Below are 25,921 nucleotides of genomic sequence, written 5' to 3' on the forward strand. Positions count from 1 at the left end.
CTCAACAGCTCTTTTTCCTACTCATCTGAGTTATTAAATTTCGCTAACGCGTAAATACCTTCTTCATCATCTAATTCAAGTTGTAATCTCGCCGCAAATGAATTGACATTATATTCTCTGTCAAGTAATAAGCGTAGTGCTTCGATTAAGTTCGCTTGAATTAAAATTTGCTGGCGACCATTTACCTCTACTTCAGCAGAAAAACCATAGTCATCGTCGTACATAAGTTCAACTAAAACTTCTTCTGGACCAACTTGTCTTTTTTCAGCGATATATACGCAAAGGGCATTGATCAGTTCTTGTTCAGAAATTTTTATCGTTTCCATGCTACTTCATCTTCCTTTTTCTTACGTTGATCTTTGAAGTATTTAAATGCACGAATTGCTAACATTACGATACCAGCCATTACTAACATATTTACCATAAATGCTAATACAGAACCAAGAGCTCCCATATTTGCAAATAAGCTACCCATTAGTAAACCACCGAGACCACCTAGTAATAAACCTTTCATAAAGCTTCCTTTATTACTTTTTGGTGCTGTATTTGTTGCTTTTGTTTTTGAATCAGGAGTCGTTTTTTGAGAATTTACATTTGAGTCTTTTTTGTTTAAATCAACTTTTGACTTTTGACCTGAACTTGGTGTAAACGACTTTTTACCAGATTTGTAACTCTTCGCTGCTGCGTGATCTACAAACATGAAGCTACTAGCTCCAAAGATAACCATGAATGCTGTCATGACTGCTACAAGTTTTTTCAACATATTATATCCATTCTCCTTTTATATAGATATATGTGAAATCTACCTTTCTAGTAAATTCAGAATGATAGATTTATTTTTAAAAACATTTTAAAGGTTCTTATGAACTTATTATATGAACTTTTGTCGAAATATGCAAGTGTTATTTACTTCCGACAGTTTAGTGACAAAGGAAAAATTAAGCAAAACAGAATTGACTTTAAATGAAACAAAACATATTATAGGTTCATAAGAACTTTTTATTATTTATGGAGGTGAAAAGATGGAAACATTTCATCTCACACGAAACGAAATGGCTACCCTTCTTCTATCATTAAGAGGATGGAATACGAAAAAGCCTCTCGGTATTTTACAAGAAGCTTGGGCAAAGTCACATAAAAAAGATATTGAAAGCGGACAAAGCGTAACTGCTTTTATCACTACCGCACTTTCACCTATTTTTGAAAAACTGATAAAAATTGACGATACAGACGTCGGTTTCTCTTTAAATGAAATAGTCGCGCTTGGCAATCAGATCGAAAACACAAGTTTCTCTGTAACTGCCATGCAAAACTGGGTGAAACGAGATATAAAAGAAATGATTGGCTCTCCTCAAAAAGGAAAAAAATATTCAATTGAACAAGCAGCCTTACTATTCATTGTTGAAGATTTAAAAACAGCACTTGATTTTGAATCCATTCGTAAGCTATTACGCCTTATCGTAAACGACCCAGCCGATCGAAGTGATGACTTAATCAATCCTGTTCATTTATATGGAGCATACTCTTCTCTATTTGAAGAACTCAATCAAGGGAATTGCTTACAATTAAATGCAACAGATACAATCCATACAATTGAAAACATCGTAAAAGAAAGAGCTGATAAAATTGCAAGCAAGTTCGATCAGGTTAATAACGAACAACGTGAAGCAATCCGTAACGCCATTATTATCGCCACACTTTCTGTACATACCGCATATGTACAAATGTTAGCGAAACGTTACGTAACAGCAACTTTATTTTTACAGAACTTAGATGTGAAACCGTAAAAAAATAGAAGCAGAAATGCTTCTATTTTTTTATGAGAAATTTTTAATAATCTTTTCATTCTCTCTTCATAAAAATTGAACTTATATACTTTACTATAATACTTATAAAGGACATAAAAGAATTGAAATAGCAATCCCCTATACAAATAAGGTGTAATCTACACATAGTGAATCTTTTATATTATTAACTATAAGGTTCACCTATTCAAAAATACATAAACTAGAAGGTGCAACAATGGTAAGTAGTTTTATTCACTCAGTATTAGCATTTTTTGAAGGGCTAGGTTATTGGGGCATTATGCTTGGACTTATGATTGAGATTATTCTAAGTGAGATTGTCCTTGCTTATGCGGGATTCCTAGTATTCAATGGTAGTATCTCATTTTTAGGCGCAGTTGTGTTTGGTACAATTGGTGGTGTTATTGCTCAAATCTTTATTTATTGGATTGGCCGATACGGCGGACGCCCTATATTAGAACGTTATGGAAAATATATTTTCATACATAAAAAACAAATAGATGCTGCAGAAGATTGGTTTAATCGTTACGGAACTGGCGTCATTTTTACAGCACGCTTCATTCCAGTAGTGCGTCATGCGATTTCAATTCCTGCTGGTATTACAAAAATGTCATTCCTACGTTTCACTACGTTAACAGCACTCGCAATCATCCCTTGGTCTATCATTTTCATTTACTTAGGTGAAAAACTAGGTGAAAATTGGGAGAATATTAATGATATCGCCGGACCATATGTGAAATCATTCGCAATTGGTGGCGTCATACTTATTTTTTTATACTTCGTTATAAAAAAATGGACAAAAAAACGTAAAATTTTGCGTAAAAATATATAATAAAAACCGCTATACATTCATTACGAATGTTAGCGGTTTTTATTATAGGCTTGATTTTGTATTAGAAATTGTATTATTTCTTCTTTATGCTTTAAGTCATGTTGAATGAGTGATGAAAAGTAATGATTTAATTTCACTTTTTTAGTGCCAAATTGGTAGACATTATAAAAATATTTGGTGGGAATTCGCTCAATTTCATCCACTAACTGTTTACGAGTAACACTGAATTGATTTAATAGTCCTTCTTTTGAAATACCAGATCTCGCATATTTAATTGCTCCCTTATTCATTTCCTCAACATCTATTGGAACATTTGGTACAGATTGTCCACTTATAAAGTATGCAATTCTATCCTTTATTAAAAACACGTCCCAAACTATAAAATGTGAAATCACATCCGCAATTGCCCATGAACCTTCTCTTAATGCCTGAAACCATATATCATCAGGTACTTGCTGTAATGTTTGACACCATTCTATTATATTTAACTTTTCTTCTAAAATATTTTCTTTCTTCATTATGCATTCCTTTCTCGCACTTGTAATTCATTCATATGAATATCTTCTAGGAATTATATAAAAAGCCTCCATAATTATGTGGATAAGCAACAATTCACTCATTCATTTCGTATATTATCTCAAAAAGGAGTGATTCCCCTATGCATTGGCAACAAAAAATACAATACTTAATCGGACGCCCTATCGGTATTTCCTTCATAAATGGGCAAGGAACCTCTGGTGTATTATGTTCAGCACATGATGGTCAATTATATGTGTATGAATACCTTTATCAAGCGCAGTTCGCAATGAAGCATTATGATTTTAGCCAAATTCAAGATATACATGCCTTTCCGAATTGCCCACATCAAAATCCTCTATACTAAAAAAAGGAACAGCTTATAGCCGTTCCTTTTTCTCCACACTTATTTCTCAGTATAAAAGTTTTGCACTGCTTCATCAAAGTAAATCCAGCCTTTCCAACCTAAATGAATTGTATCTTTTAAGAAATACTTATCATATTCATGGCCAGAGAAATCGACTACTGGATACCCAGCTTTCTCAACTTGTTCCCTAACTTTTTTATAATACACTTCACGGCGCTCTTTAGGGAAACCAGCGTAATCATACCACGGTCCATTTACAGGTACAGAAATAAAGAGCGGCTTGACATTTTTCTCTTTAAAAATATTTAAAACAATTTGTAAGTCATCATATTCTGGTGATTCGTCATATGATTCATTTGCTCTAAAGTTTTTTAAACCTTTTAACTTTTTCTTCAAATTATGTTTATAGTAATATGGATTTTCAATTCCGAATGTGTTTGTAGTAGATTCCGCTTTCCCTTCTTCTTCCGCATGTTTACGTGCATCTACCCAAGAAATTGAACGTAGTCCCACATTTGTTTTTTCTTTCATCGGCTCAATCTTAAATATGGAGTTAAATAAATCTCTATGATCTAAAATATTTCGATGCATATAAGCAAGTGGTTTAACTAAACCCGCTTTTACGTTATGTTTCGTATCATTAAATACAATACCTTCTAAGGAATTTTTTAATATATCATCTTCTTGAACAACTTTATAATCTAAAAGTCGTTTCGCAATTTGCTTCTTCATTTCTACATTTATTTTATCATTAAAAATAAAATGATATGCTTGTTGTTTAGAGAAATTGTTCGTAAAATCCCCCTGCGATACACCAGTCTTTGTAAACCATTGTGGTGATAAAACAAAGACTACTTTTTTACCTTCTAACTCATCCATTGTAGATGTCATATTTAATATATGAGCTAAACTTTGTGTACCGCCAATCCCAATTAAATATGGCGTAAAACCAGCGGGATTTACTTTGAAATAATTAGACGGATGATATGCATCCATTCGTAAAAATTCAGATGAACCGTACATCGGTAAATACTGCGAATTCTCTAACATTTTCTGTTGCAAGAATACACTTTGTAATTTTTCTTTTTGTAAGGAAGTTGCCGCATCTGCTACCTTCTTATCACTAATCAGTGATACTAAACTTTTCGATGGGATGAGTATGATAATAAAAAAAAGCACACACGCTAAAATTATGGGACCAAAGGCATGCTTCATTTTCATTTTTTATTCCTCTTCCTATCGCAATTAAATTGTAACCCTTGTCTTTGACACGTCATCATTTCTCTCCTTTTTCTCTATACATGTTCCATTCTATTTATCTATTATATACATGTATGTATTTCTTTCCTTGTTCTATTAAGACCTATATATAGCGCAAGAAAATGTTTCCATAGAAACACGTTAATTATACAAGATTCTACATACATTTCACACTGAAATTTTAGTAATAATTTTATTTTTTAACAATGAAAAAACATATGAAATGTCTAGAATTCTTCGGATGATGTATTGAGTTCAAAATATGATAATAAGCGCCCGCTATAATCAACTTCATGAGTATATATAAACCCTAGATTTCGTAAAAGTTTTTTCGAGTTCTCATTTGCTACTTTTACTCTAGCAATTATTCTTTTTACATTCATCATCTCTTTTGCATATTGAATGGAAGCCTTTGCTGCTTCTGACGCATATCCATTTCCCCAATATTCCGGATCAAGTAAATACATAATTTCTATTTCACCTGTTTCATCTATTTTTCTTAAACCACAATGTCCTAAAAGCTCTCCTGTATTTCTATTAACTAACAACCATACCCCGAAACCATACTGTTCCCAATGTGATATTAGTTGCATAATATAGTCCTTTGCTTCTTCCTTTGACATTCCCTTTGATTTAGCAAGCCATTTGCCAACAGCCTCTTCTTTTACTATGCTATAAAATTGATCAACATCTTCTATAATGGGCTTTCTCATGAATAACCTTTTTGTATGTATTACTTTCTTTTCTTCAAACATAAAACTTCATTCCCCTCCAAAATTTTATACAGACTAGTAAATTATACCATGTACTATTTACCCGACTTTAACTAAAAAACAGACTACCACAAACGTGGAGTCTGTTTTCTCATCCTTTATTTTTGTACATCTGCCCACTTTAAACTTGTTGCTGGTCCAAATTGATGTACGTATAAATCTTTCACATACGGCTTTTGTAAGTAAGATAATCCGCGCTGGAATACTGGAGCAATAACTGCATCATCAAGTAGCATTTTTTCAGCATCTTGTAGTGCTTTCCAGCGAGCCTTTTCATCATTACCTAATTCTGTTTTAATCTTCTTAATTAACGCATCATATTCTGGATTCGCATATTCAGTATTGTTCACACTACTTCCAGAAAGGAATACTTCTAAGTATGTCATTGGATCTGGATAATCTGGTAGCCAACGTGATAATGACATTTCATATTCTTTCTTCTTCTCTAGCGCTAGCTTTTGCGTATGTGGTTGTAATTTTACATTTACCTTTAAGCCTGGTAAGTTTTTCTCTAGCTGTTCTTTAATGTATTCTCCTACTTTCTTAAAGTTTTCTAAATCATAGTTTAATAACTCAAGCGTTACTTCATTTGTACCAGTCTCTTGCTTCGCCTTTTCCCAATATTCTTTCGCCTGTTTTACATCCGTTTTATTAAACTCACCTGCTGTACTTCTAAAATCTTTTTTATCTGGACCTTTTAAAAATCCTTTTGGCACGTAATAGTTTGCAGCAACCGATCCATCATTTAAAAATGAAGTCGCAAGTCCTTTCTTATCAAACACTGTACTTAGTGCAAGACGTGCATTTTTATTTTTAAGAATCGGCACATTTTCATTAAATCGGAAGAAGTACATAACCGGATCTGTATATTGTTTAAGCTCTTTATTATTTTTATATTTATCTACGAATTCAGTTGAAATGACAGCTCGATCAACTTTATCTGTTTCATATAAATTTACCGCAGTTGAAATTTCTTTAACAATTTGATAGTTTACTTCATCTAACTTCACTGCTTTTTTATCCCAATACTTTTCGTTTTTCTTCATCGTAAAGCTCGCTTCATGCTTCCAATCAGATAGTGTAAAAGGCCCATTATATACCGCTTTATTTGCTTCTAATCCATATTTATCACCTTGTTCTTTCGCATATTTTTCGTTAATTGGATAGAACGATGGTAAAATAAGTAATTTCGTAAAATACGGTACAGGATGTTCTAACTCTACAACGAATGTTTTATCATCCGTCGCTTTTACTCCTAATTCCTCTAACCCTAGTTGTTTCTTATTTATTTTCTCCGCATTTTTCACATCGTATGCAATGTATGCATATTGAGAAGCAGTATCCGGATTGATAAGCTGTTTCCAAGCATATACGTAATCTTGCGCTGTTACTGGATCTCCGTTAGACCACTTCGCATCACGCAAGTGGAATGTATATGTTTTCCCATCTTTACTCACTTCATATTTTTGTGCTCCAGCCTCAATCACTTCATCGTTTTTCGATAAGCGGAATAATCCTTCCATGACGTTATTTAAAACGTTAAATGATACTGCATCTGTTACTTTCCCTGAATTTAATGACGGAATTTCACCCGTTTCTAGTAACTGTAATACTTTCTTCTCATCTTTCGGCTTTGTCGTTGTTTTTTCTTTTCCGCAGCCAACTAAAATTGAAGAAACGAATAAAGTACTAACTAATGAGTAACGAACAACTTTTTTCATTTGAAAACCCCCTCTATTTTTTAAGGTAAGTAACGACGGGCGCCAGCGTATTCTTCTATATATCCTGGTGTATTTAGCGGTATAATCTCTACCGATCTTTCAGCTCTCGGTGAGTGAATCATATTTCCATCACCAATGTACATCCCCACATGATGAACACTGCCTTTCCCTTGATCATGTGCAAAGAAGATTAAATCTCCTTTTTGTAAATGTTCTTTATCCACTGCAACTCCATTTCTCGATTGCGGACCAGAATCTCGTGGAATTGTAATACCGTGCGATTTATAAATCGTATGTGTAAATCCAGAGCAATCAAATCCGAAGCCACTTGTACCAGCCCAAATGTACGGTAATCCTAAAAACATTTTCCCTGTGTTTATTAAATCATCGGCCGTCGGGGTTGGAATATCATTTTGAGAACGGTAAACCGTTCCATCATGTTTTCGTAGCCAAGCTTTCTGCCCATTTGGTAGCAACACGCGGTATGAAATTGTATCTTCACTTAGGAGGGGCAGCCGCGTATTATAGCTCACTTCAAGCGATTTATGTTTTTCAGAAGGATTTATATATAAAATGGCTGTCGGTTTTGTTACTAATACGAAAGGTTCATTTGTTTTATCTGCAAATTCTTGATTATATGTTAACTGTTTTTCAGGCATCCATCCTGGGTAGCCTTCTTCATTTCGAGGTGTTGGCTGACCATGGACTAACACTTTCACCCAATCCCCTTTTTTATCTACAACTGTTACTTCTTGGCCTAATAACGCTTGCGTTTCTAATTTATTTGCACTTGTTAACCAAAGTTTCTCATCCAGCGTCATCGACTTCGTCCACTTCCACAAATCAACTGGATTTGTAGCACTTGGTGCATCAATTGGCCGTAATGAATCAGGCGTGGTCCAAAGTGTTGCGGCAGATATATCGATAAACGCCTTACTATCTTTCTTTTCTTCAGCATTTGCTGATGTAAACGATGAAAATATAAATAAAGTTGTTAAAAATGCAGTTCCTACTTTTTTCATACATATCCCCCTTAAAAGATAATTTACTAGTCTCTTCTCCTAAGATTTACTATTCACTGTCGATTGAAGGTTTACCTTTGATCCAAAATAAGTCATTCCTTCCGGTTCTTCCATTAACCAAAGTGGCGCATCAAGATCGAAGTAATGAATATTAGGATGTGCAGCAGCTAAATGTGCAACAGCGCTAACAGAAAGAGAAGATTCCATCATGCTTCCTACCATACATTTCACACCAGCTGCTTCTGCGATATCAGCAATACGCCACGCTTCACGTATGCCTCCACATTTCATTAATTTAATATTGATTAAGTCTGCATATCTTCCTTGCACAATTTTTAATGCATCACTCGCTGAAAATATACTTTCATCTGCCATAATAGGTGTTTGTACATGATCTTTGACGTACTTTAATCCATCCCAATCTTTCGCATGAACAGGTTGTTCAATAAATTCAATATTTAAATTGCGATTTTCCATCTCTTTAATGATAGAAACTGCCTCTTTTGGATTCCACCCTTGATTTGCATCTAATCGTAACGTCGTATTTTTTGGTACGCTATTTCGAATCGCTTCAATACGTTCTAAGTCTAAGTGTGCAGATTTCCCCACTTTAATTTTTAAAGTTTGAAATCCTTTTTCTACATGTTGCTTTGCCTCTTTCGCCATAATGAACGGTTCATCTACACTTACAGTAATATCTGTGTGAATTTCTTTTTTTCCACCTAATAATGCGTAAAGTGGAATGTTATGATATTGACAATACACATCATATAATGCGATATCTACCGCGGCTTTCGCACTTGGATTTCCAATGCAACTCATTTGGATGTGCTGTAGTAACTGCTGAAATTGAATGATATCTTGACCAATTAAATTGGAACGCATCGGCCCTAAAATTGCTTCTTCAATCCCATTAGCGAAATCCCCCGTAATAACTGGTGTTGCAGCTGCTGCACCCTTGCCAACAATTCCTTCATCTGTATGAATATATACATCTATACTTTCTATTTCGGTTACGGTACGAAGCGCGGTTTTAAACGGTGTATGAAGATTTACACGTCTACGATTTACTTTTACATCGGTAATTTTCATTTTGTTCATCCTTTCGTTGTCTGGCAAAACGGATCCTTAATTCTCAACTTTTTTGGAGCAAAAGATCTCCGTTTTCGCTTACTTTTCATATAGAAGGTAAATGTGAAATAAAAAAATCCAGCCATAAGAAGATTCTTACGGCTGGATTTTGTCTATGAATGGGTAGACAAAGCAGCGATTTGATTATATTTTTTCTGTGCATCTTTTAATGCTACAAGTAATGCTTTTTGAGACGAACCGAAATAACGATCTTTTATTTCCATTACTAATTCTGGGTCATTAATATTTTTATGTAGAAATAAATATTTAACGAATTGAGATGTTAATGCAATTGTCGCTGAGCAATCTGCATCTACAATTTCCCCAGTCTCCTTAACAAGTACAAACGCTACAAAATAGCTTTTAAACTTTTCGGTAATGGGATTATTTTGAGGTGCTTTCGCATCCCCTACGACATAAATTGTATTTGAAGCGTACACAGCTCTCTTCCTTTCTAATACGGGATAACGGTTTTCTTAATAGTCGTATGAGTGATAAACTCAACATGGATTAAAAAATGTATCCGCTTACCTTGTATTATAATACAATTGACAGAATTTTAACAACATTTATTTTCGTATATATTCCATAAGTATAAAAACAGCTCCAGCTCTTCATTTTTACAATATGTAATTGTTTCTTGTACCATGACATTCCTACATGAAAAAACAGCTAGCTATCGCTAACTGTTCTATTACACTATTTCGGCAACACAAATATAGTTTCATTTGACTTAGAAAATTGATATTCTTTTCTCGCAAACTTCAAAATTTCTTCATCATCATCTGTTAAATTTTCTATGTTAGTCTTTAAAGAAGCCTCATCTTTCTTTAAAGAAACCAATTGTTTTTTTTGATTCGTAATTGTATCTTTTTTTTCTACAATTATTTCTTGTTGTTTCGTTAAAATAAATTGAACGTACAAAGTAGCCGCCGCAATAAATATAAACATGAATATAAATCGTCTTAGTTTTTTCTTATTAATTGCTCGATTTTCATTAGACTGTGATAGTTGTTCTTGTATATTAGGAACATTTATTCGCTTGAGTTTCCTCATTATGAAATCCCCCTAACACATATATTTTCACTACCATCGGCATGATTTCTTATTAACTTTAATTCTATTCTTATAAAATAAGCTCCTTCACAAAAATATCTCACTAATTAACCAATTAAAGATAGCATTCGACGACATTTCCATATTTACATTGCATTTTTTTATGTATGCTGGCATAAAATAGTAGTTTCTGTTATTCTTTTTCTACTATTGTAGAAGAGTTTTTTTACATACAAAGTTCTCCTTGTTTTAACATGGTTACAAGGAGAAAAGAGATGCATTTTCGTACATTCGATAAACTAGAATGACTGTTTAAGAGCTTAAGTTTAGAGCATAGATCATACCTATATACACTCAAAATAAGAAAAAAGCCCAATTTGGGCTTTTTTAATTTTGTAAATCAATATCATATTCCATATTTTTGGCCGTTTCTTCAGCGATCTCCACACCTAGCAAATTTTTCACAATATGAAATGACATGTTAATACCAGCTGAAATACCTGCCGATGTAATAATATGTCCTTCATCTACAAATTTCACATTCTCCATTACTTCTACATTCGGAAAATCTTTTTTGAAAGTTTGAATACTAGCCCAATGTGTTGTTGCTTTTAACCCTTCCAGTAAACCAGCTTTCGCGAGTAATAACGCTCCGGTACAAACTGAAGTCATTAGCTTTACTTCTTTCATTTGCTGACGAACCCAATTTATTACAATATCATTTTTCACTTCATTTTCCCGTGCGCCTTTACCACCTGGAATGATTAATATATCAACTGGTGGTAAATCTTCAATACTATAATCAGGCTTTACCTTTAATCCGTTCCTTGCTGTAATCATTTCTCCATTTTGGCTAACTGTATAAACAGTAAATGGTTTCTCTTCATGTACTTTAGTGATAGAAAAAACTTCAAATGGCCCTGCAAAATCTAACACTTCCACCTCATTAAATAAAAATATCCCTACACTCCATTTATTCATCACACGTTCACTCCCTGTTGCAAATAATGTAAAAGGTGAGTATGACCTTTTTCTAAGGCTATATCATAGGCTGTTTTCTCATCATCACACTCTTCTATATGTTCTGTTGATTATTATATATTCCTTTTTTAATTATAGTTTACATAATAATATTATCTATTTAATATTTATCTTTTATTTTAAATATTAAAATTTTCTGCTAAAATAATGCTAATCATGTTTAGTATGGAGGAGAAATTATGTTACACGTAATACCTTTAAATAGTGAAGACTATGATTTAATTAAAGCTGCTGAAAAAGTAATCGAAAAAAACTATAAATATGGTCGTCATCATATCGGTTCAGCTGTACGAACTAAAACGGGTAATATTTATGCAGCAGTGCATGTTGAAGCGAATATTGGAAGAATAACAGTATGTGGTGAAGCTATGGCAATAGGAAAATCTATTTCCGAAGGTGATCATGAATTTGATACCATTGTAGCAGTTGCACACCCACACCCTCATGAAGATATAGAAAAATGTTGGGTTGTTGCTCCATGTGGGATGTGTCGAGAATTAATAAGTGATTACGGAAAAAATACGAATGTTATACTCTCTTATAATGGTGAACTTGTAAAATGTAACGTAATGGAATTATTACCTGAAAAGTATACAAGTGAAGTAGAATAATTATTCCTGTGTTCCATTCATCTTATAATATTATTCCAATAAAAAACAATCCGTTTTAAAAACGGATTGTTTTTTTATTTCTGTTTTATGCAGTTTATTTTATTTTTCTATTTTTTAAATAATTAAATTATCATTAACAAAAATGAAATTAAAAATATTTAAGTTTATTACATTTTTTCATTTAAAAACAAAAATGCGTTTTCTCCTTACATTCGATAAATATTAATATAAAATCTCTAAAATCAGCAGTCTTATCATACCAATCTATAACAATTCTGTCTTCTTCCCTTACCTGTTTCCTTTAACACATATGATTTTAATACAAGCGACGTTAATGAATCTGTTAATGTTTTATATGATAAATTAGATAATGCCAATAGATCGTTCGTATATAACATTCTATGCTTCTCTAATAATAATAGTACTAATCGTTCAGACGGTTTTAATGCCTCATCACTTTCTAGTATAAAGTCTATATTTTTCATTTCTCTAATTATTACTCCTTATATAAAAAAATACTTACGCAACTAATTTAATATAAAAATAATACATAACAAAATTTGAAATATATTAAAATAACATTGTTTTAAAACACTATTATACTATAACATAGAAAAAGCATTTCCCGAAATAGGAAATGCTTTTTTATTGCTTATAGAATTCTTTAAACCATACATTATATTTCAAATATTGATCCGTACAATTCCCTACAAACTTCTCTGATCATTCAAAAGTATTTGTAGTACATCAAGTTCTACTAAAATGAGTTAACCATTTTCCGGCATTTTGTTCTACCTTAAATATTTCTTGCGATATGCGGCTTACTGTAATGACTTGTTCCACCACCGCCTACTACTACTTTACCGCCTTGTTCGAAAATTAATAATTTACTTGAACCATCTGCAAGAAGTACTATTACTTCAGCATTATTACTTGTTGCTACATAAATTATATAACCACTTTTTGATATACAAGTTTCCCAATTCGCATCAAATTCTGATCTTACTACACGATTTGAATACACTTGATTTTCAATTCTATCTTGTTCTTCGTTTGCCAAATTTATCCCCTACCTCTCTAAAATATCATTTATAGAAACCTTACAGTTCTATTTAAAATAGTGACTGTCTTTAATATAAATAGTATATGTAGTTAGTAGAAGGATGCTTGGACAATGAAAACGTAATAGCATGTAAATAATATACAATTAAAACAAGACAATCGATATTGTATCAATTGCCTTGTTTTCTTACATACTTCTTTATTTTTCTTTTCGCACGGCTTCAAAAGTAAACATTTGATTAGCATTTGACGGTTCTTTTTCATAAACATAATCAGCAGAGCAAGTAATATTAGAGAAACCAATACTTTCTAAAAGAAGTTTAAACTCTTCTATTCCATACCAACACACCGCAAAGCGTTGCAATTCCGTTTGTACTAACTGCCCTTTACTCCATTTTTCATATTTTAAATAGGATAGAGTAACTTGGTTCAGCCAATCTATTTCAATTGATTTATTTTCTAATGTAATTCCGTCACCATTTGGTAAAGAAAAAGTCGATGTATGAATCTCCCCCGTCTTCCAGTCATACGGAAGCATAATATCTACGATTAATCGTCCACCTGGATTAAGGTGTTCATAAAAACATTTTAATGCATTTATAGAATCCTCTCGATTTTCAATTAAGCAAAAAGAACCAGTAGGAATAATAATTGCCTCATATTTATGCGGAAGTGAAAATTGTTGTAAGCTTCCTTCATATAAATTAGGGTGTAAGCCTCTCTCTTTGCATCTTATACGGCACGATTCTAGCATCTCAGGTGAATAGTCAATCCCATCTACTGTAAAACCAGCCTCAAGAAGCGGGATGATGACACGCCCTGATCCTACTGCTGCTTCGAGAATTCTACCTCTACAATTTTTCAAACGTTCTTCATAATACTCAATATCACCATTTAAAGAATAACCGACAGGCTTTGTGTAATCATAAAGTTCCGTGCAAAGTGTACTATAAAAACTAAACATTTATTTTCTCCCCCGTTTTTTACGTACGGAAGATTTAAATTCAATTAATCTCCCTGTACCTGTATTTTTAATGAAAATTCGAAAGAGCTGACTGTCATACTATATCACTCACTTTCCATAGAATATAATCATATTGTATAAGATTTCCTTTGAAATGCCAATGTAAATAATGAAAATTCAAACTCTTTACCAAAAGGAGGATATGATGAATTCATTCATTATATTTCTTTTACTTCTTATTGCTTTTAATGCTCTAATTTTCTTTATAGCAAAGAAATATAGGGGAATATGGAAAATTACCAGTTGCATTTTCATTCTTTCTTCCCCCATCGTTTTCTTCGCCACTTTGCACATAATTGGTGAAAAAGTAGGAGATGGATTCGCTGGAGGTTTTGCTGGGCTTACATTTAGTGGCCTATTGATCATAAATGCAATTTTTTTATTTATTGTAAGCCTTTTTGTATCTACCAATAAACATTCACATTAAACTCTCCCTTTCAAAATGTAAAGAGGTTGTCTCATAAGTCTCTTTCGAAGTAAAATCACATGAAATTGAAAAGGAAGAAACGTTATTAAATCAACGTTTCTTCCTTTCACTTTCTATTCGGTTTTGGCTAAAAAGCACCTTTTGGGACAGCCTCTTTATCCATAACTATTTATTTCACAATTGGCAATGTCACTTCACTTAATTTCACTGTAAGCTTCGTGCCCGCTTTCGGTCTAATTGTATAATCATAGTCGCTAGCAATTAAAACGACTCCTATTTGATGCCCAGCTTTAAAGACATAATCATCTGGCTGCATGTCCCATGTAAATGTATAATCTTTGCCTGGTTGAATCGCTGTTGAATTTTCTATACTTTTTACGTTTTGTGGATCCATCCAGCCTCGTGTTACGATTTCCGGCTTCGTTCCTCCGTAATCAACAAGTAATGCTGTTAAATTTGATACAGATCGATCAATATTTCCTGTAATTGAAATCTTTGGTGTACCACTTATACGCGTATCTTTTTGCAGTACAGGCATTGTATACACTAATCGATTGGCTACTTCTAATTCTGGATTTGCTACTAATTCGTTTGATTTCATTTTTGCATCATCTACGAATGAAAACATCTTATTAACAGAACCCATACTGAATGGTAAATTAACTGCTTTATTACTTAAATACATTCGCACTTTTGACGGTACAGCTGCTGAATCTGGCCAGTTTTTTAATTTTTCCCATGTTTTATTTTCACGTTGTACATCAACCATTGGCTCATTCATAATCCCATTTTCAATTCCATATAACCAATAATCGAACCATTTATTTTGTGTTCTTTGCCAGTCATTCGTTGATGTTCCACCGTGTCCACCTTGATGTAGCCACATTTTACGAGGAACATCATTCTCTCCAAGCGCTTCCCACCATTGCGCGAACTGCTTCGTTTTTACATTCCAATCATTTAAACCATGAACAACAAACACACTCGCTTTTATATTTTTAGCATCTTTTACATAATTTCGTTTATCCCAAAAATCATTATAATTACCAGTTTTCCGGTCCTGTCCGGCTGTTAGTTCTTTTATTACTTGTCCGCAAACTTCAGGGTTTTCCCTTGTTAATACTGCTTCTGCCATATTATCTGTATCTTCTCCTTGGTATCCACCTGGCGCAATCACTGCACCGTTTGCACGATAATAATCATACCAACTACTAATCGCTGCGATTGGAATAATTGTTTTCAACCCTTCAACACCAGTCGTCGCAACAGCATTTGGTAACGTACCATTATAAGAAACTCCTGTCATACCTACATTTCCCGTTGACCAATCGGCTTTAACTTCCTCACCATTTTCTGTATATGCTTTCGCACGTCCATTTACCCAATCAATAACAGATTTCGTCCCTAATATTTCTTGCTCATCCCCAGTCGTCGGACATCCATCTGATTTCCCAGTTCCAATACTTTCGCCTAAAATGACTGCATAACCTCTTGGTACATAATAATTTCCATACGAACCAAGATTAACAGCTCCATACGGTTTCCCTTCATACGCATACAATTCTTCATCTACGTTATATACAGGAACATCTTTTAAACCAGCTCGATATGGACTCATTTCATATATAACAGGAACTTTCACATTTGGATCAGTTTTTGGACGCATAACTTTTACTGATACTCGATCTTTTTTTCCATCTCGATCACTATCTACTTCCGTTTCTACAAATAAATTTTCAATAATTGCTTCATCAAGCGAATAAATCGGTTTTGTCATCCCATTTTCTAATTCAATTTTCGTACTTGAACGTAACGCATCTGAAACAATTCCATTTAACTTCACGTCATGCTCATTTATGTAGTTTGTTTCTTTATTGTCTGCATACGCAGTCATACTAGAAACTCCTGACGTAATTGATAAAGATAATATTGCTGATAATGTTGCTATTTTCTTTTTCCCCATATCCTTCCCTCCCCATTTATGTCTCCTTTTACTATACAATATAATTACTGAAAATTCAGTTTATTTTTTATACAGCAACTTGAGAAATTTGTAGAACACTCTTCCAACGGGCTTTCAAGGTTATATATTCTGATTTACTGCTCTCATATAATCAATAAAAAACATCACCTATTAATAGACGATGCTTCTAATTGTATTGAATTAGTCATTCTTCATAGTAATATAAAACCGTATTTCTCCCTCTTTAGTAGATACGCCATAGTCAAAACCATGCCTTTCTAAAATACTTTTCACTATCGCTAGTCCTAATCCTGTGCCTGATTTTTCTTTACTTCGTGAAGAGTCTAAGACATAAAAAGGTTCCCAAATTTTTTCGATATCTTGAATTTGTTCTGCATTAATCCCATTTTTAATTTGAAAATATACACTTTTATTTCTCTCTTCTAAAGTGATTATTATGTTTTGATTTGTTGTATATTTTATTGCGTTAGAAATTAAATTTTGAAACACCATTCCCATTTTATTTAAATCCGCATAAATGACCTGATTTTTAATATTACTGTTCGTCTGCAACTGTATTTCTTTCGACTCCAGTTCAATTTTATGCTTATCTATTATACTTCGGACTAATGGTTCAATAGGGAATTCTTCTTTTTGTAAAACATCTCTTTCTAACTTCGAAAATTGTAATAGTTCTTCAATTAAGTTTGATATTTGATCTGTTTGTTTAATAATTGTATCTACGTATGTCCCATCATCTAACCCATCCTTAATTCCCATAGAATATGCTTTTACTAATGCAATTGGTGTCTTTAATTCATGCGTCACATCACCCATAAATCGTTTTAAATGTTCATTACGATCTGTTAAATCTTGATGTGCTTCATGTAGTGTATCACTCATGATATTAATACTATCGGCTAACTCCCCTATTTCATCGTTCGTTTTCACTTTTGTTCTTTTAAACTTCAAATGTGAAATGTCCTGAGCTACATCACTTAGCTCTTTTAATGGAGTCGTTATTATTTTTGAAAGTATCCACACAAGTAAAATAATAAGAAGGAGTGAGAAACAAAGAATGTATAAATAAAATGTATTTAACGTTTTTATAATTTCGTTAGAATGTGCAATAGAAGTTCCCATTAAAATTATTGTATTATCTTTTGCAATATATTTAGCGAAAAAACTTGCTTTTAACTTCTCTTGATCATATAGTTTATTCGATTGCCCTTCCACTTTCACCTTCATGACTGCGTCTTTCGTAATCCACAGTTTATTTAAAACTACTTTCTTTTTCGTAAGTTGCATGCGTAACGATTCGTTCATATCATCTTCTGACTGATTGATTGACGTATATGCAAACGTAACGTTATTTTCGCTTTCAATTGTACGAATTACATCTTCTAACTCATTTACAGGTGTATTTTGTATTTGCACTGTAAATTCATTCAAGTTCTCTCTCGTTTTGTAAATATTATATTTCGGTAAAAGATAGTTAATTATTAATAAAGAGATCGTAAAAATAAGAATAACAGTTAAAGAAATGCTGAGAAATAGTTTTTTTCCAAGTTTATTCACTCTGCTCCTCCAAACTATACCCTAAACCACGATGCGTCTTTATAATATTTTCTCCTACTTTTTTACGTAACCTTCTTACATGTGTATCAACAGTTCGCTCTTCTCCAAAATAGTCAAATCCCCATACGATATCTAACAATTTTTTACGAGTCAAAATCATGCCTTTATGACTTAAAAAACACTTTATTAATTCTAGCTCTGTTTTTGTAATATCTAACTCTTTGTCATTTTTATAAACTTTATTTTTCGTAAAATCTATTTTCAAATCTTGAACTTGAATGACATCATCGTGCTGTATAAGCTTTTTCGCTCTAGTGATTAATACACCTGGATGAAATGGTTTTTTTACGTACTCATCTGCCCCGCTTTGAAGCGCTGCTAATTCATCTTCGCTTTCACTTTTCGCCGTAAGCATTAATACTTTTACGCTTGAGTTTTTCTTTATTTCCTTACAAACAGTAATACCACTATGTTTCGGCATCATCCAATCTAAAATAGCTAAATCAATTTTTTCATCATAAAATATTTGAAGTGCTTCTTCTCCATCTTTCGCTAAGAAAACTTCGAAGCCTTCTTTCTCAAAATAAGCTTTTAAAATCCTTAGCATATCTTGTTCATCATCTGCGATTAATACTTTCATACATTATCCTCCATTGCTTTTAAACAAAAATTAATTGTATCATACAACTTCTTTGTTACATGTATGTGACAGAAAAATATTTGAACTAGTTAAGGGTATAGTAAAAACGAGGTGTTGTACTATGATGAAAAAAATCGGGGTCATTACTCTTCTTTTCTTCTTATTATCAACAAATGCGTTCGCAAATACAAATCAACAAATTGAAGTATTTGATTGTCAAAAAGAAATGGTCGTTCAAAAACAATCTTTAGATCCAGCTATTCAAAAAAAAGCTGTTCAATATGCTAAATCCATTACTGGCCCCTTCAAAAACTTAAATGTCGTTCCAAAAGATGGTCACATGATAAAAATCCCTTTATCTAAACCAGTTTCTATTACAAATCAATGGCTACAAACAACAATTGATGAAGTACTTATTCTTCTCCCTCTTAATCAAAAACCTTATATTATGCTTTACGACGATGAAAATAATCCACATTTTTATTATGTAAAAGGTGATCCGAAGGGACTATTGAAAGAAATGAATGTTAAACATAATTGACTAGAAAAAAGAGACTTCATAAGCTTATTTTTCGAAGCAGAGGTCTCTTTTTTTACAAACATAATACTTTATAGTGACTAGAGCCTTTATATACCTGCCCCTTCACAAATCCATTTGCACTATAAAATGCATCACCTTGTTTTGTATCTGTATGTAAAACAACCACTTTAAAATACTTTTCCGCATGATATAATAGTCGCTTTAATAACAAGTTCCCTAGCCCTATACGACGATAGTCCTTTGTAATATAAAATCGCCTTAATCGGCCAATCTTATTATTTTCTGTATATGGATCCTCATTTAACCCTCCTATTCCGATTAACTTTTCCCCATGAAAAATCCCATATAAGCATTCACCAGTTTTATTAAATGTGTTTATTTTATTTTCATATTCACTTATTAATTTTATTAGGAAATAAAATCCTTCGTCTTTGCTTTCCTGAACAAGATATTCGTGTTCGTATATCATTAAATCTTCAATTTGTTGAATATGTATATCTTTCAAGTAAATCCCCCCTTAATATAGAAACACATAAAAATGCTCTAGAATCATTTATTCTGAGCATTTTTATGATTGTTATCTTATTCAATTCGTAGTATGTGTATTCTTCACTTCAGTTTTAAATCGATAATATAGTTGTTTAAGTCTTATTGAACTAAAGTAGCTGTTTGCTTAAATGAATAGATTTACATTTATAATGTCTCTCAAATATAATATCAGTTTATAAATTCATCATTCTACTCTAACATTGTTCAAGTTAAGTTATAATTTGTTAATCTATAAGCTTGTGTAACCACAGTTCAAATATCTTTAACTGTTCTTCAGTATGAAAATAATGTTCACCTGTCTCCATGACTTCTAATGCACAACGATGTTTTTTTGTAAAATCGTTAATAATTTCAAATTCACACAGTTCATCCTTAGCTCCGTACATAATATATGTATCTATATTCCATGTATTAATAGGATGTTCTTTTACATAGCATAAATAATCCCAATATAACTTTTGACCAATTGGTGTCTCTATAGTCATTTCTTTTTGCAAAAGTTCTGGTGTTACATTAAACCATTTCATCATATTTTCGATAATTCGTTCCATATTAACTACTGGTGATAAAAATAATGCCTTTTCAATCACATCATTTTGATAGGCTAAAAGGCTAAAATAAGCTCCTATACTACATGCAAACACACTTACTTCTTTCCAATGCTCTTTTGCGTAATTCATAATTATAGATAATTCACTAACACAAAGCTGTACTTTGCAAGGAGTATTATCATTTGTTCTTTCTCCATGCTCAGGTAAATCAAAGCTTAATACTTGATAACCTTTTTGATTAGCTTCTTCAGCTAATATTTGAATAACTGCATCTTCCTTATTTGACATATTTCCATGTACTGCAATAAAAACTTTTTCACTTTTATCTCCCCACAAAACCGTGGGAATATTATTAATGTTAAAATTATCTTTAAGCATATTTCCTCCATAGAATAAGTCATATAGTACTTGGCAAAAAACGCACACACTTTATAATCCAAATCAAACCATTACTAATCCATCACAAATGAATACCACTATCTCTACCTCTGTATAACAGAGTCTACTTTGTATTTAACATCTTTCTTTTTCCATTTCTTCAGAAGCCACAAGTACTTATTTTAATTCCCCACTAAGCAATTTACTCCGTTAATGGAAGAAAGATTTTTAAACGACTTTATTATTTTTAGAATGATTATATTGTAATTTAAACAACTTCATTATCTCTGTATAGCAGGCAATATCCCCTTCAACTCCAGTAAATCATCTATTACTATATCAGCTTGGGCAAGTTCATCTTCTTGTGCAAAATCAAAATTACATCCAATCGCAATCAAGCCATTATCTTTAGCTGCGTTTATATCAGATAAACGATCCCCGACTACAGCTGCTTCTTTTATATCATATTTGTTCAAAATACTTTTTACTAAGTCGCTTTTATTAAGTGAGTTTATTTGTTCAATACTAAACGTTTCAGTAACCCATTGATCTAACTCATAATAAGATACGATTGCTTGTAAATATTCAGTTAAACCATTACTAGCAATATAAATTGAACAATTATTTTCTTTTATATATGTAAAAATTTCTTTTACATTCGGATATAAAGCACCTTTTCCGCTCTTAATGTTTTCAATTAATCTTTCTAAAAAATATGCATCTGTTTGTTCTCTTATTTCAAGAGAATGATCCGGTAATAAAGCTTCCCAAACTTTCGGTAAAGGTACACCCATTATTTCACGGTATTTATCAATAGGCGTTACCGTATCCCATAATTGAAGGGATCTTAAGTGATCAAATGTATCATCTAACGATAATTCTAAAATTTTATCTGTTTGAAATAACGTTCCGTCCATATCAAAAATTAATGCTTGTAACATTTCATTCTCTCCTTTTGAATTATAATACAGTTTTACTTGATATATTTTTCAGCATCTCAACGATAATTTCTGAACAATAGTTTGCGGCCGTTTTCGCGAAGTCATCATAAGAAATTTGTGCTTCATCGTCTGCACTGTCAGAAATACATCGCATTACGAGAAACGGTACTTCATTTATGTAGGCAACATGTCCAATTGCTGCACCTTCCATTTCTGTACAATGCGGTGCATATTCATCTATTAATTTCGCTTTTAGGTTTGAATCTTCAACAAAACATTCACCGCTTACGATTCTCCCTTCATGAACTCCAATATGTAAACTACTACTATTGCATGCAGTACGTGCTAACTCCATTAATTTCTTACTTGCGTAAAACTCCTCTTGGAACGGGAATAAGTTTTTCATTTGAGTCTTACTTACATCATGATGAGTTACATTCGTTGAAATAACTATATCGCCAACTTTTACATCTGGATGTAGCCCGCCAGCAACACCGGTATTGATGATAGCATCTACATCAAATTTATGAATTAACGTTTGCGTACATGCGGCTGCATTAACTTTCCCTACACCACATCTTGTAACAATTATTTCTGTTCCCATGAATTCCCCAACGTAAAAAGGCATTCCTGCGATTGTTTGTTCTTCTTGTAAAACTAATTTTTCTAAAAGTAAGTCTATTTCAATTTGCATTGCTCCGATAATGCTGATTCTGTTCATGAATGTACTCTCCTTTATTAATTACTCCCTTTAATTCTTTCAGACATAACCGACAATAAAAATTTCGGAAGTACGATTTGTCTCTTTAATCTTTTGGGCTGTGAAAGTAACCTATACAGCCATTCAGTTCCAGTATCCCTCATAATTTTTGGTGCTCTTTTTACAGTACCAGATAATATATCGATCATACCTCCAATACCAATAGATAGTGGAATGTTTAATGTTTGTATGTTTTCATAGATGAATTCTTCTTGTTTTGGTGAACCTAGTCCTACTAGCAGTAAGTGCGGCTTGAATTGCTTTATTTTCATTTTTACTTCTTCTATTTCCTCACCATTTACAAATCCATGCTGTCCTTTAAACTGTGCTCCCGGGAACTGCTCATTTAATTTTTCTAATGCCTTTTTATTACTTTCTGGAGCAGCTCCAAAAAGAAAGACGCGGTATCTATTATCGTTACAATATTTTATTAAATCGTGAGTGATATCTGCCCCAGTGACGCGTTCTTTCAGCGTTCCTTTTAATATTTTCGAGCCAATTATGACACCAATTCCATCCGCTGTTATTAAATCCGCAGATAGTAACATCTTTTTAAACTGTTTAGATTTAGCCGTACTTTCCTTTGCAGACATAACAATTTCAGGATTTGCAGTTACTACAAATCTTGGTTTCTCTTGTTTTTCATGTAGCCAACCTTTTAATAAACTTATAACTTGTGCATATTCTAAAGTTGAAAAAGGTATTCCCTTTATAAGTTGGTGATTCACTTTACTCTCCCCTTACATAAGTTGCAAATATTCATCAATATCTTTAGAAATTTGTTTAAAAGCTTTATCCCAAAATTCATAGCTTGTTATATTTATTTCAAAATGTTTTTTCATAAGTTCTTCCACTGAATTTTTTCCTGTTTCTCGTAAAAACTCTTTATATTTCAAGTGAAAAGTACTTTTCCTTTCTTTAGCTATTTCTAATAAACTAAAACTAGCTAAATACCCAAATGTGTATGGATAATTATAAAAAGGAACATCTGCTAAATAAAACTGAACATATTTCATCCAAACAAACGGCTGATATTCTGATAATGAATTTCCATATGCTTTTTCTTGCGCTACTATAGATAATTTCTCGATTTGATCAGCACTTAAAGGACTTACTTTACATTTTTCATAAAAGTTCTTCTCAAATTCGAACGATGCTCGAATTGCCATTATATAATTAAAACAGTTTCTTATTTTCCAGCTAAGCAATGACTTTTTTATATCTATACTATCTGTTGTTTGAATTAGATAATTTATAAGCAATGTTTCAAAGAAAATAGACGCTGATTCAGCTGTACTCATTGGCAAATAATCATCTAAAAAAGAAGAGGATTGCTCAAAACTCATATTATAAAAATGCCAAGCATGTCCTAGTTCGTGGGCAAGTATCCTTACACTATCGATACTTCCGTCATAACGCATAGAGATTCGAGATTCTTTTTCACTGAAAAAAGGAGCACAAAATCCACCTGGGGGTTTATTCTCTCTCGGTTCTGCATCTACCCAACCACTTTCTATCGCATGACGTGCAAATTCTGCTAATTCTTCATCTATATTTTTTAATGCATCGTATATGTTTTGTACTGCTACTGAAAAAGGAATACTAACCTCATTATTCTCCTTTACTGTCATAAGTTCATGCCATGTAATCGAAGCTCTACCTTTCTTATACACGTTTAAAGCACTTACTAATTTATCTAGGTTTTCTTCTGTCGCATTCCATATTTGTAATAATACAGTTTCTGAAATACCATTCGCATAAAGGGACCTTGCTAAAATCTCTCTATCTTCTAAGTCATTGCCCTTTGTATTACGCAATCTTCCTATTTGATTTAATACAGTAGCAAAAATTTCTTTCTCCTTATGTAAAGCACATATTAATGACTCGAATACTTCTAGTCTTTCCTTTTCATTATCACTATTCATTGCAACATGATTTGCTTGTCCAAATGATAATTGCTTATTATTGTGCTCTATTTCTATCCTATTCCTTAATTGTATGTACATATTTTCCCACGCATGTAGTTCATCTTTTATTAGCCTAGTATTATCAGTAATTTCCACTTCACTTTGCTGTATGACTTGCTGCACTTCACTTTTTAGTTCCTTTACTTTCATAGTCAATCTAGTAATGTCAGATGAAACACTTTCTTCAGCTGATCGGCAGTACAAATAGTATTCTGCTTTTTCAATAGATTGTATAAGATTTGAAAGAATCCCTATATCTTTTGTTACAAAAAATTGTTCTTTTAACTCCAATATTGGAGATAGGATATCTTCATTCGAATACAATGAATCTAAATCCCACTTAGCAATTTCATGCATTTTTATAGCCTCCTCCTATTTTTACAAATAGTTACAGATATTTCTCCCTACACAATTATATATGAAATGAAAAAATTTTAATATCTTTAAATATTTAGATTTTTATAAGCGACATGAATTCAAAAAAATATGATTCTGCTCATGACAGAATCATATTTTTAACATCTTATATTTAGCATTTTCATAAAAAACTTATTTATATATTTAGTAACTGCTTTTTCTTTGCATTAAATTCATCTTCTGTAATAACACCCATATCTAGTAATTCCTTAAATTTTTTCAGCTCATCTGCCACAGAAATAGTAGCATTTGTTACTGGTCTTTCCTCAACTTTTTCTTTTTTTAATGAATCTAGGACTTGATGAACATTGTTATTTATAGCTGTTGCTGACTCTTTATCTAAAGAAATATTAAATTTTTCTTGTGGAGTATCAATCGTTAATACCCCAAATAGTAATCCTTTTTCAAATGTTATATCATTTATTTTTTCGTAAGCTACAGATTTGAATTTCTCACCAGTTAAAGATTTTTGTCCAAACATAATTCTTTTATTCGTAATAGCATACGCGAAATTACGATCATGCTTTGTTGCAGATTCATAATTATGTAAACCAATAAATGTCATTAAAACTTCTTCGTCTTGTATCAAGTTTGTTTCAAGTACTCCAAAATGTTTTAAGCCCCACTTTTCATTATGTCCAGAACCAAATTTATTATCAACACTGTATTGATACATTCCTTCAGCAGTAGACATCGGATTTTTAGCAATTTTTTCTGCTCTGGCATTCATTACATCTTTCTTCTCTTCAATCATTTCTTTAATTTCTTCAATACTAATTTTATTTACAGGCACAACAGTCATTCCACCCGCTTCTTTCAAACAATCTGGACAAATCCAAGCATTTGATTTTTTTACTTTGTATCGATTCAATCCAACTTTATTCTCACAAACACCACATACTACTTTTAAACTAAAAAACCCCATAATTAACCTCCAAATTTCTATAACATCATTCTATTATTTTCAATAATATTTAGTCCCCTACTT

General features: G+C 32.4%; 28 protein-coding genes and 2 pseudogenes. 6 read left to right on the top strand and 24 right to left on the bottom strand.

Features of this window, described 5'->3' with window-relative positions; all coding sequences use genetic code 11:
- Positions 1-17: 17 nt before the first annotated feature.
- Complete coding sequence (locus tag PSR14_RS14510) at positions 18-326, bottom strand: YxcD family protein (RefSeq protein ID WP_000447759.1); 309 nt, start codon at positions 324-326, stop codon at positions 18-20.
- A complete protein-coding gene (locus tag PSR14_RS14515) occupies positions 314-763 on the bottom strand; it encodes a hypothetical protein (RefSeq protein ID WP_000914477.1) in 450 nt (149 codons plus the stop codon). Before PSR14_RS14515 ends, PSR14_RS14510 begins: the two co-directional genes overlap by 13 nt.
- Before the next feature lie 259 nt (positions 764-1,022).
- Between PSR14_RS14515 and PSR14_RS14520 the strand changes: the two genes are divergently transcribed.
- Together PSR14_RS14520 and PSR14_RS14525 are read left to right on the top strand one after the other, a co-directional pair.
- Positions 1,023-1,787 (top strand): DUF1836 domain-containing protein, encoded by a 765-nt coding sequence (locus PSR14_RS14520; RefSeq protein WP_000447224.1) that lies wholly within the window; start codon positions 1,023-1,025, stop codon positions 1,785-1,787.
- Positions 1,788-2,022: 235 nt separating this feature from the next.
- Positions 2,023-2,637 (top strand): DedA family protein, encoded by a 615-nt coding sequence (locus tag PSR14_RS14525; protein ID WP_098487562.1) that lies wholly within the window; start codon positions 2,023-2,025, stop codon positions 2,635-2,637.
- Between the two features lie 29 nt (positions 2,638-2,666).
- Here the strand turns inward: PSR14_RS14525 and PSR14_RS14530 are convergent, their stop codons facing one another.
- Entirely contained in the window at positions 2,667-3,155 is a 489-nt protein-coding gene (locus PSR14_RS14530; protein WP_073541746.1) for a DinB family protein, read from the bottom strand.
- A gap of 140 nt (positions 3,156-3,295) precedes the next feature.
- Between PSR14_RS14530 and PSR14_RS14535 the strand changes: the two genes are divergently transcribed.
- A complete protein-coding gene (locus tag PSR14_RS14535; protein ID WP_000558707.1) occupies positions 3,296-3,520 on the top strand; it encodes a hypothetical protein in 225 nt (74 codons plus the stop codon).
- 39 nt (positions 3,521-3,559) lie between these two features.
- On the opposite strand, the gene dltD is transcribed toward PSR14_RS14535, so the two are convergent.
- The 9 genes and pseudogenes from dltD to PSR14_RS14580 form a co-directional block, all read right to left on the bottom strand.
- Complete coding sequence (gene dltD, locus PSR14_RS14540; protein ID WP_000782289.1) at positions 3,560-4,741, bottom strand: D-alanyl-lipoteichoic acid biosynthesis protein DltD; 1,182 nt, start codon at positions 4,739-4,741, stop codon at positions 3,560-3,562.
- Positions 4,742-5,007: 266 nt separating this feature from the next.
- Positions 5,008-5,535, bottom strand: a complete 528-nt coding sequence (locus PSR14_RS14545; protein ID WP_000461339.1) for a GNAT family N-acetyltransferase — start codon at positions 5,533-5,535, stop codon at positions 5,008-5,010.
- Positions 5,536-5,651: 116 nt separating this feature from the next.
- Positions 5,652-7,274 carry a peptide ABC transporter substrate-binding protein gene (locus tag PSR14_RS14550; RefSeq protein ID WP_073541747.1) on the bottom strand — a complete coding sequence of 541 codons (1,623 nt, stop codon included), beginning with the start codon at positions 7,272-7,274 and terminating at the stop codon, positions 5,652-5,654.
- A 20-nt stretch (positions 7,275-7,294) separates the two neighbouring features.
- Positions 7,295-8,296 (bottom strand): C40 family peptidase, encoded by a 1,002-nt coding sequence (locus PSR14_RS14555; RefSeq protein ID WP_073541748.1) that lies wholly within the window; start codon positions 8,294-8,296, stop codon positions 7,295-7,297.
- Positions 8,297-8,335: 39 nt separating this feature from the next.
- Complete coding sequence (locus PSR14_RS14560; RefSeq protein WP_113732499.1) at positions 8,336-9,397, bottom strand: dipeptide epimerase; 1,062 nt, start codon at positions 9,395-9,397, stop codon at positions 8,336-8,338.
- A 143-nt stretch (positions 9,398-9,540) separates the two neighbouring features.
- Positions 9,541-9,867 (bottom strand): DUF3870 domain-containing protein, encoded by a 327-nt coding sequence (locus PSR14_RS14565; RefSeq protein ID WP_000271328.1) that lies wholly within the window; start codon positions 9,865-9,867, stop codon positions 9,541-9,543.
- Between the two features lie 259 nt (positions 9,868-10,126).
- Positions 10,127-10,483 carry a septum formation initiator family protein gene (locus PSR14_RS14570; RefSeq protein WP_001228720.1) on the bottom strand — a complete coding sequence of 119 codons (357 nt, stop codon included), beginning with the start codon at positions 10,481-10,483 and terminating at the stop codon, positions 10,127-10,129.
- Between the two features lie 387 nt (positions 10,484-10,870).
- Complete coding sequence (locus PSR14_RS14575) at positions 10,871-11,467, bottom strand: DJ-1/PfpI family protein (protein WP_000981417.1); 597 nt, start codon at positions 11,465-11,467, stop codon at positions 10,871-10,873.
- A pseudogene (locus PSR14_RS14580) lies at positions 11,464-11,550 on the bottom strand (ankyrin repeat domain-containing protein); the annotation flags it as partial. The gene PSR14_RS14575 and the pseudogene PSR14_RS14580, both read right to left, overlap by 4 nt.
- A 153-nt stretch (positions 11,551-11,703) precedes the next feature.
- Between PSR14_RS14580 and PSR14_RS14585 the strand changes: the two are divergent.
- Positions 11,704-12,135 (top strand): cytidine deaminase, encoded by a 432-nt coding sequence (locus tag PSR14_RS14585; RefSeq protein WP_073541750.1) that lies wholly within the window; start codon positions 11,704-11,706, stop codon positions 12,133-12,135.
- A gap of 254 nt (positions 12,136-12,389) precedes the next feature.
- Here the strand turns inward: PSR14_RS14585 and PSR14_RS14590 are convergent, their stop codons facing one another.
- From PSR14_RS14590 to PSR14_RS14600, 3 genes are all read right to left on the bottom strand, one after another.
- Positions 12,390-12,620 carry a hypothetical protein gene (locus PSR14_RS14590; RefSeq protein WP_000789033.1) on the bottom strand — a complete coding sequence of 77 codons (231 nt, stop codon included), beginning with the start codon at positions 12,618-12,620 and terminating at the stop codon, positions 12,390-12,392.
- Between the two features lie 311 nt (positions 12,621-12,931).
- Positions 12,932-13,195, bottom strand: coding sequence for a hypothetical protein (locus PSR14_RS14595; RefSeq protein ID WP_001262613.1), 264 nt, complete (start codon positions 13,193-13,195; stop codon positions 12,932-12,934).
- A 201-nt stretch (positions 13,196-13,396) separates the two neighbouring features.
- Positions 13,397-14,161: a bifunctional 2-polyprenyl-6-hydroxyphenol methylase/3-demethylubiquinol 3-O-methyltransferase UbiG gene (locus PSR14_RS14600; protein ID WP_000490898.1), complete on the bottom strand. Its 765-nt coding sequence runs from the start codon at positions 14,159-14,161 to the stop codon at positions 13,397-13,399.
- Positions 14,162-14,366: 205 nt separating this feature from the next.
- Between PSR14_RS14600 and PSR14_RS14605 the strand changes: the two genes are divergently transcribed.
- The gene (locus tag PSR14_RS14605; protein ID WP_113732500.1) at positions 14,367-14,648 is read left to right on the top strand and encodes a hypothetical protein; all 282 of its coding nucleotides are present in this window, start codon (positions 14,367-14,369) and stop codon (positions 14,646-14,648) included.
- Between the two features lie 169 nt (positions 14,649-14,817).
- On the opposite strand, the gene PSR14_RS14610 is transcribed toward PSR14_RS14605, so the two are convergent.
- From PSR14_RS14610 to PSR14_RS14620, 3 genes are all read right to left on the bottom strand, one after another.
- A complete protein-coding gene (locus PSR14_RS14610; RefSeq protein ID WP_073541752.1) occupies positions 14,818-16,611 on the bottom strand; it encodes a Xaa-Pro dipeptidyl-peptidase in 1,794 nt (597 codons plus the stop codon).
- Between the two features lie 201 nt (positions 16,612-16,812).
- The gene (locus PSR14_RS14615; RefSeq protein ID WP_073541753.1) at positions 16,813-18,189 is read right to left on the bottom strand and encodes a cell wall metabolism sensor histidine kinase WalK; all 1,377 of its coding nucleotides are present in this window, start codon (positions 18,187-18,189) and stop codon (positions 16,813-16,815) included.
- Positions 18,182-18,829, bottom strand: coding sequence for a response regulator transcription factor (locus tag PSR14_RS14620; RefSeq protein ID WP_000865966.1), 648 nt, complete (start codon positions 18,827-18,829; stop codon positions 18,182-18,184). Before PSR14_RS14620 ends, PSR14_RS14615 begins: the two co-directional genes overlap by 8 nt.
- A gap of 121 nt (positions 18,830-18,950) precedes the next feature.
- Here PSR14_RS14620 and PSR14_RS14625 point away from each other — a divergent pair, with 121 nt between their 5' ends.
- Positions 18,951-19,370, top strand: a complete 420-nt coding sequence (locus tag PSR14_RS14625) for a hypothetical protein (RefSeq protein WP_000976094.1) — start codon at positions 18,951-18,953, stop codon at positions 19,368-19,370.
- 52 nt (positions 19,371-19,422) lie between these two features.
- Here PSR14_RS14625 and PSR14_RS14630 read toward each other — a convergent pair whose 3' ends face one another.
- From PSR14_RS14630 to PSR14_RS14655, 6 genes and pseudogenes are all read right to left on the bottom strand, one after another.
- Positions 19,423-19,875, bottom strand: coding sequence for a GNAT family N-acetyltransferase (locus tag PSR14_RS14630; protein ID WP_103102496.1), 453 nt, complete (start codon positions 19,873-19,875; stop codon positions 19,423-19,425).
- A 268-nt stretch (positions 19,876-20,143) separates the two neighbouring features.
- Positions 20,144-20,848, bottom strand: a complete 705-nt coding sequence (locus PSR14_RS14635; protein ID WP_113732503.1) for a carboxylesterase — start codon at positions 20,846-20,848, stop codon at positions 20,144-20,146.
- A 281-nt stretch (positions 20,849-21,129) separates the two neighbouring features.
- Positions 21,130-22,510, bottom strand: a pseudogene (locus tag PSR14_RS14640) (5'-methylthioadenosine/adenosylhomocysteine nucleosidase).
- Between the two features lie 17 nt (positions 22,511-22,527).
- Positions 22,528-23,277, bottom strand: a complete 750-nt coding sequence (locus PSR14_RS14645) for a WecB/TagA/CpsF family glycosyltransferase (RefSeq protein WP_073541756.1) — start codon at positions 23,275-23,277, stop codon at positions 22,528-22,530.
- 12 nt (positions 23,278-23,289) lie between these two features.
- Complete coding sequence (locus PSR14_RS14650) at positions 23,290-24,873, bottom strand: M3 family metallopeptidase (RefSeq protein WP_098487564.1); 1,584 nt, start codon at positions 24,871-24,873, stop codon at positions 23,290-23,292.
- A gap of 196 nt (positions 24,874-25,069) precedes the next feature.
- A complete protein-coding gene (locus PSR14_RS14655; protein ID WP_076855827.1) occupies positions 25,070-25,858 on the bottom strand; it encodes a PH domain-containing protein in 789 nt (262 codons plus the stop codon).
- Positions 25,859-25,921 lie beyond the last annotated feature (63 nt).

Origin of the sequence: Bacillus sp. A01H (assembly GCF_045277205.1) — a bacterium.
GTDB lineage: Bacteria > Bacillota > Bacilli > Bacillales > Bacillaceae_G > Bacillus_A > Bacillus_A paranthracis.

Excerpts from the sequence above, each read along its gene's own strand:
- PSR14_RS14510 (WP_000447759.1), bottom strand. The coding sequence starts at position 326 with ATGGAAACGATAAAAATTTCTGAACAAGAACTGATCAATGCCCTTTGC.
- PSR14_RS14515 (WP_000914477.1), bottom strand. The coding sequence starts at position 763 with ATGTTGAAAAAACTTGTAGCAGTCATGACAGCATTCATGGTTATCTTT.
- PSR14_RS14520 (WP_000447224.1), top strand. The coding sequence starts at position 1,023 with ATGGAAACATTTCATCTCACACGAAACGAAATGGCTACCCTTCTTCTA.
- PSR14_RS14525 (WP_098487562.1), top strand. The coding sequence starts at position 2,023 with ATGGTAAGTAGTTTTATTCACTCAGTATTAGCATTTTTTGAAGGGCTA.
- PSR14_RS14530 (WP_073541746.1), bottom strand. The coding sequence starts at position 3,155 with ATGAAGAAAGAAAATATTTTAGAAGAAAAGTTAAATATAATAGAATGG.
- PSR14_RS14535 (WP_000558707.1), top strand. The coding sequence starts at position 3,296 with ATGCATTGGCAACAAAAAATACAATACTTAATCGGACGCCCTATCGGT.
- dltD (WP_000782289.1), bottom strand. The coding sequence starts at position 4,741 with ATGAAAATGAAGCATGCCTTTGGTCCCATAATTTTAGCGTGTGTGCTT.
- PSR14_RS14545 (WP_000461339.1), bottom strand. The coding sequence starts at position 5,535 with ATGTTTGAAGAAAAGAAAGTAATACATACAAAAAGGTTATTCATGAGA.
- PSR14_RS14550 (WP_073541747.1), bottom strand. The coding sequence starts at position 7,274 with ATGAAAAAAGTTGTTCGTTACTCATTAGTTAGTACTTTATTCGTTTCT.
- PSR14_RS14555 (WP_073541748.1), bottom strand. The coding sequence starts at position 8,296 with ATGAAAAAAGTAGGAACTGCATTTTTAACAACTTTATTTATATTTTCA.
- PSR14_RS14560 (WP_113732499.1), bottom strand. The coding sequence starts at position 9,397 with ATGAACAAAATGAAAATTACCGATGTAAAAGTAAATCGTAGACGTGTA.
- PSR14_RS14570 (WP_001228720.1), bottom strand. The coding sequence starts at position 10,483 with ATGAGGAAACTCAAGCGAATAAATGTTCCTAATATACAAGAACAACTA.
- PSR14_RS14585 (WP_073541750.1), top strand. The coding sequence starts at position 11,704 with ATGTTACACGTAATACCTTTAAATAGTGAAGACTATGATTTAATTAAA.
- PSR14_RS14590 (WP_000789033.1), bottom strand. The coding sequence starts at position 12,620 with ATGAAAAATATAGACTTTATACTAGAAAGTGATGAGGCATTAAAACCG.
- PSR14_RS14600 (WP_000490898.1), bottom strand. The coding sequence starts at position 14,161 with ATGTTTAGTTTTTATAGTACACTTTGCACGGAACTTTATGATTACACA.
- PSR14_RS14605 (WP_113732500.1), top strand. The coding sequence starts at position 14,367 with ATGAATTCATTCATTATATTTCTTTTACTTCTTATTGCTTTTAATGCT.
- PSR14_RS14610 (WP_073541752.1), bottom strand. The coding sequence starts at position 16,611 with ATGGGGAAAAAGAAAATAGCAACATTATCAGCAATATTATCTTTATCA.
- PSR14_RS14620 (WP_000865966.1), bottom strand. The coding sequence starts at position 18,829 with ATGAAAGTATTAATCGCAGATGATGAACAAGATATGCTAAGGATTTTA.
- PSR14_RS14625 (WP_000976094.1), top strand. The coding sequence starts at position 18,951 with ATGATGAAAAAAATCGGGGTCATTACTCTTCTTTTCTTCTTATTATCA.
- PSR14_RS14635 (WP_113732503.1), bottom strand. The coding sequence starts at position 20,848 with ATGCTTAAAGATAATTTTAACATTAATAATATTCCCACGGTTTTGTGG.
- PSR14_RS14650 (WP_098487564.1), bottom strand. The coding sequence starts at position 24,873 with ATGCATGAAATTGCTAAGTGGGATTTAGATTCATTGTATTCGAATGAA.
- PSR14_RS14655 (WP_076855827.1), bottom strand. The coding sequence starts at position 25,858 with ATGGGGTTTTTTAGTTTAAAAGTAGTATGTGGTGTTTGTGAGAATAAA.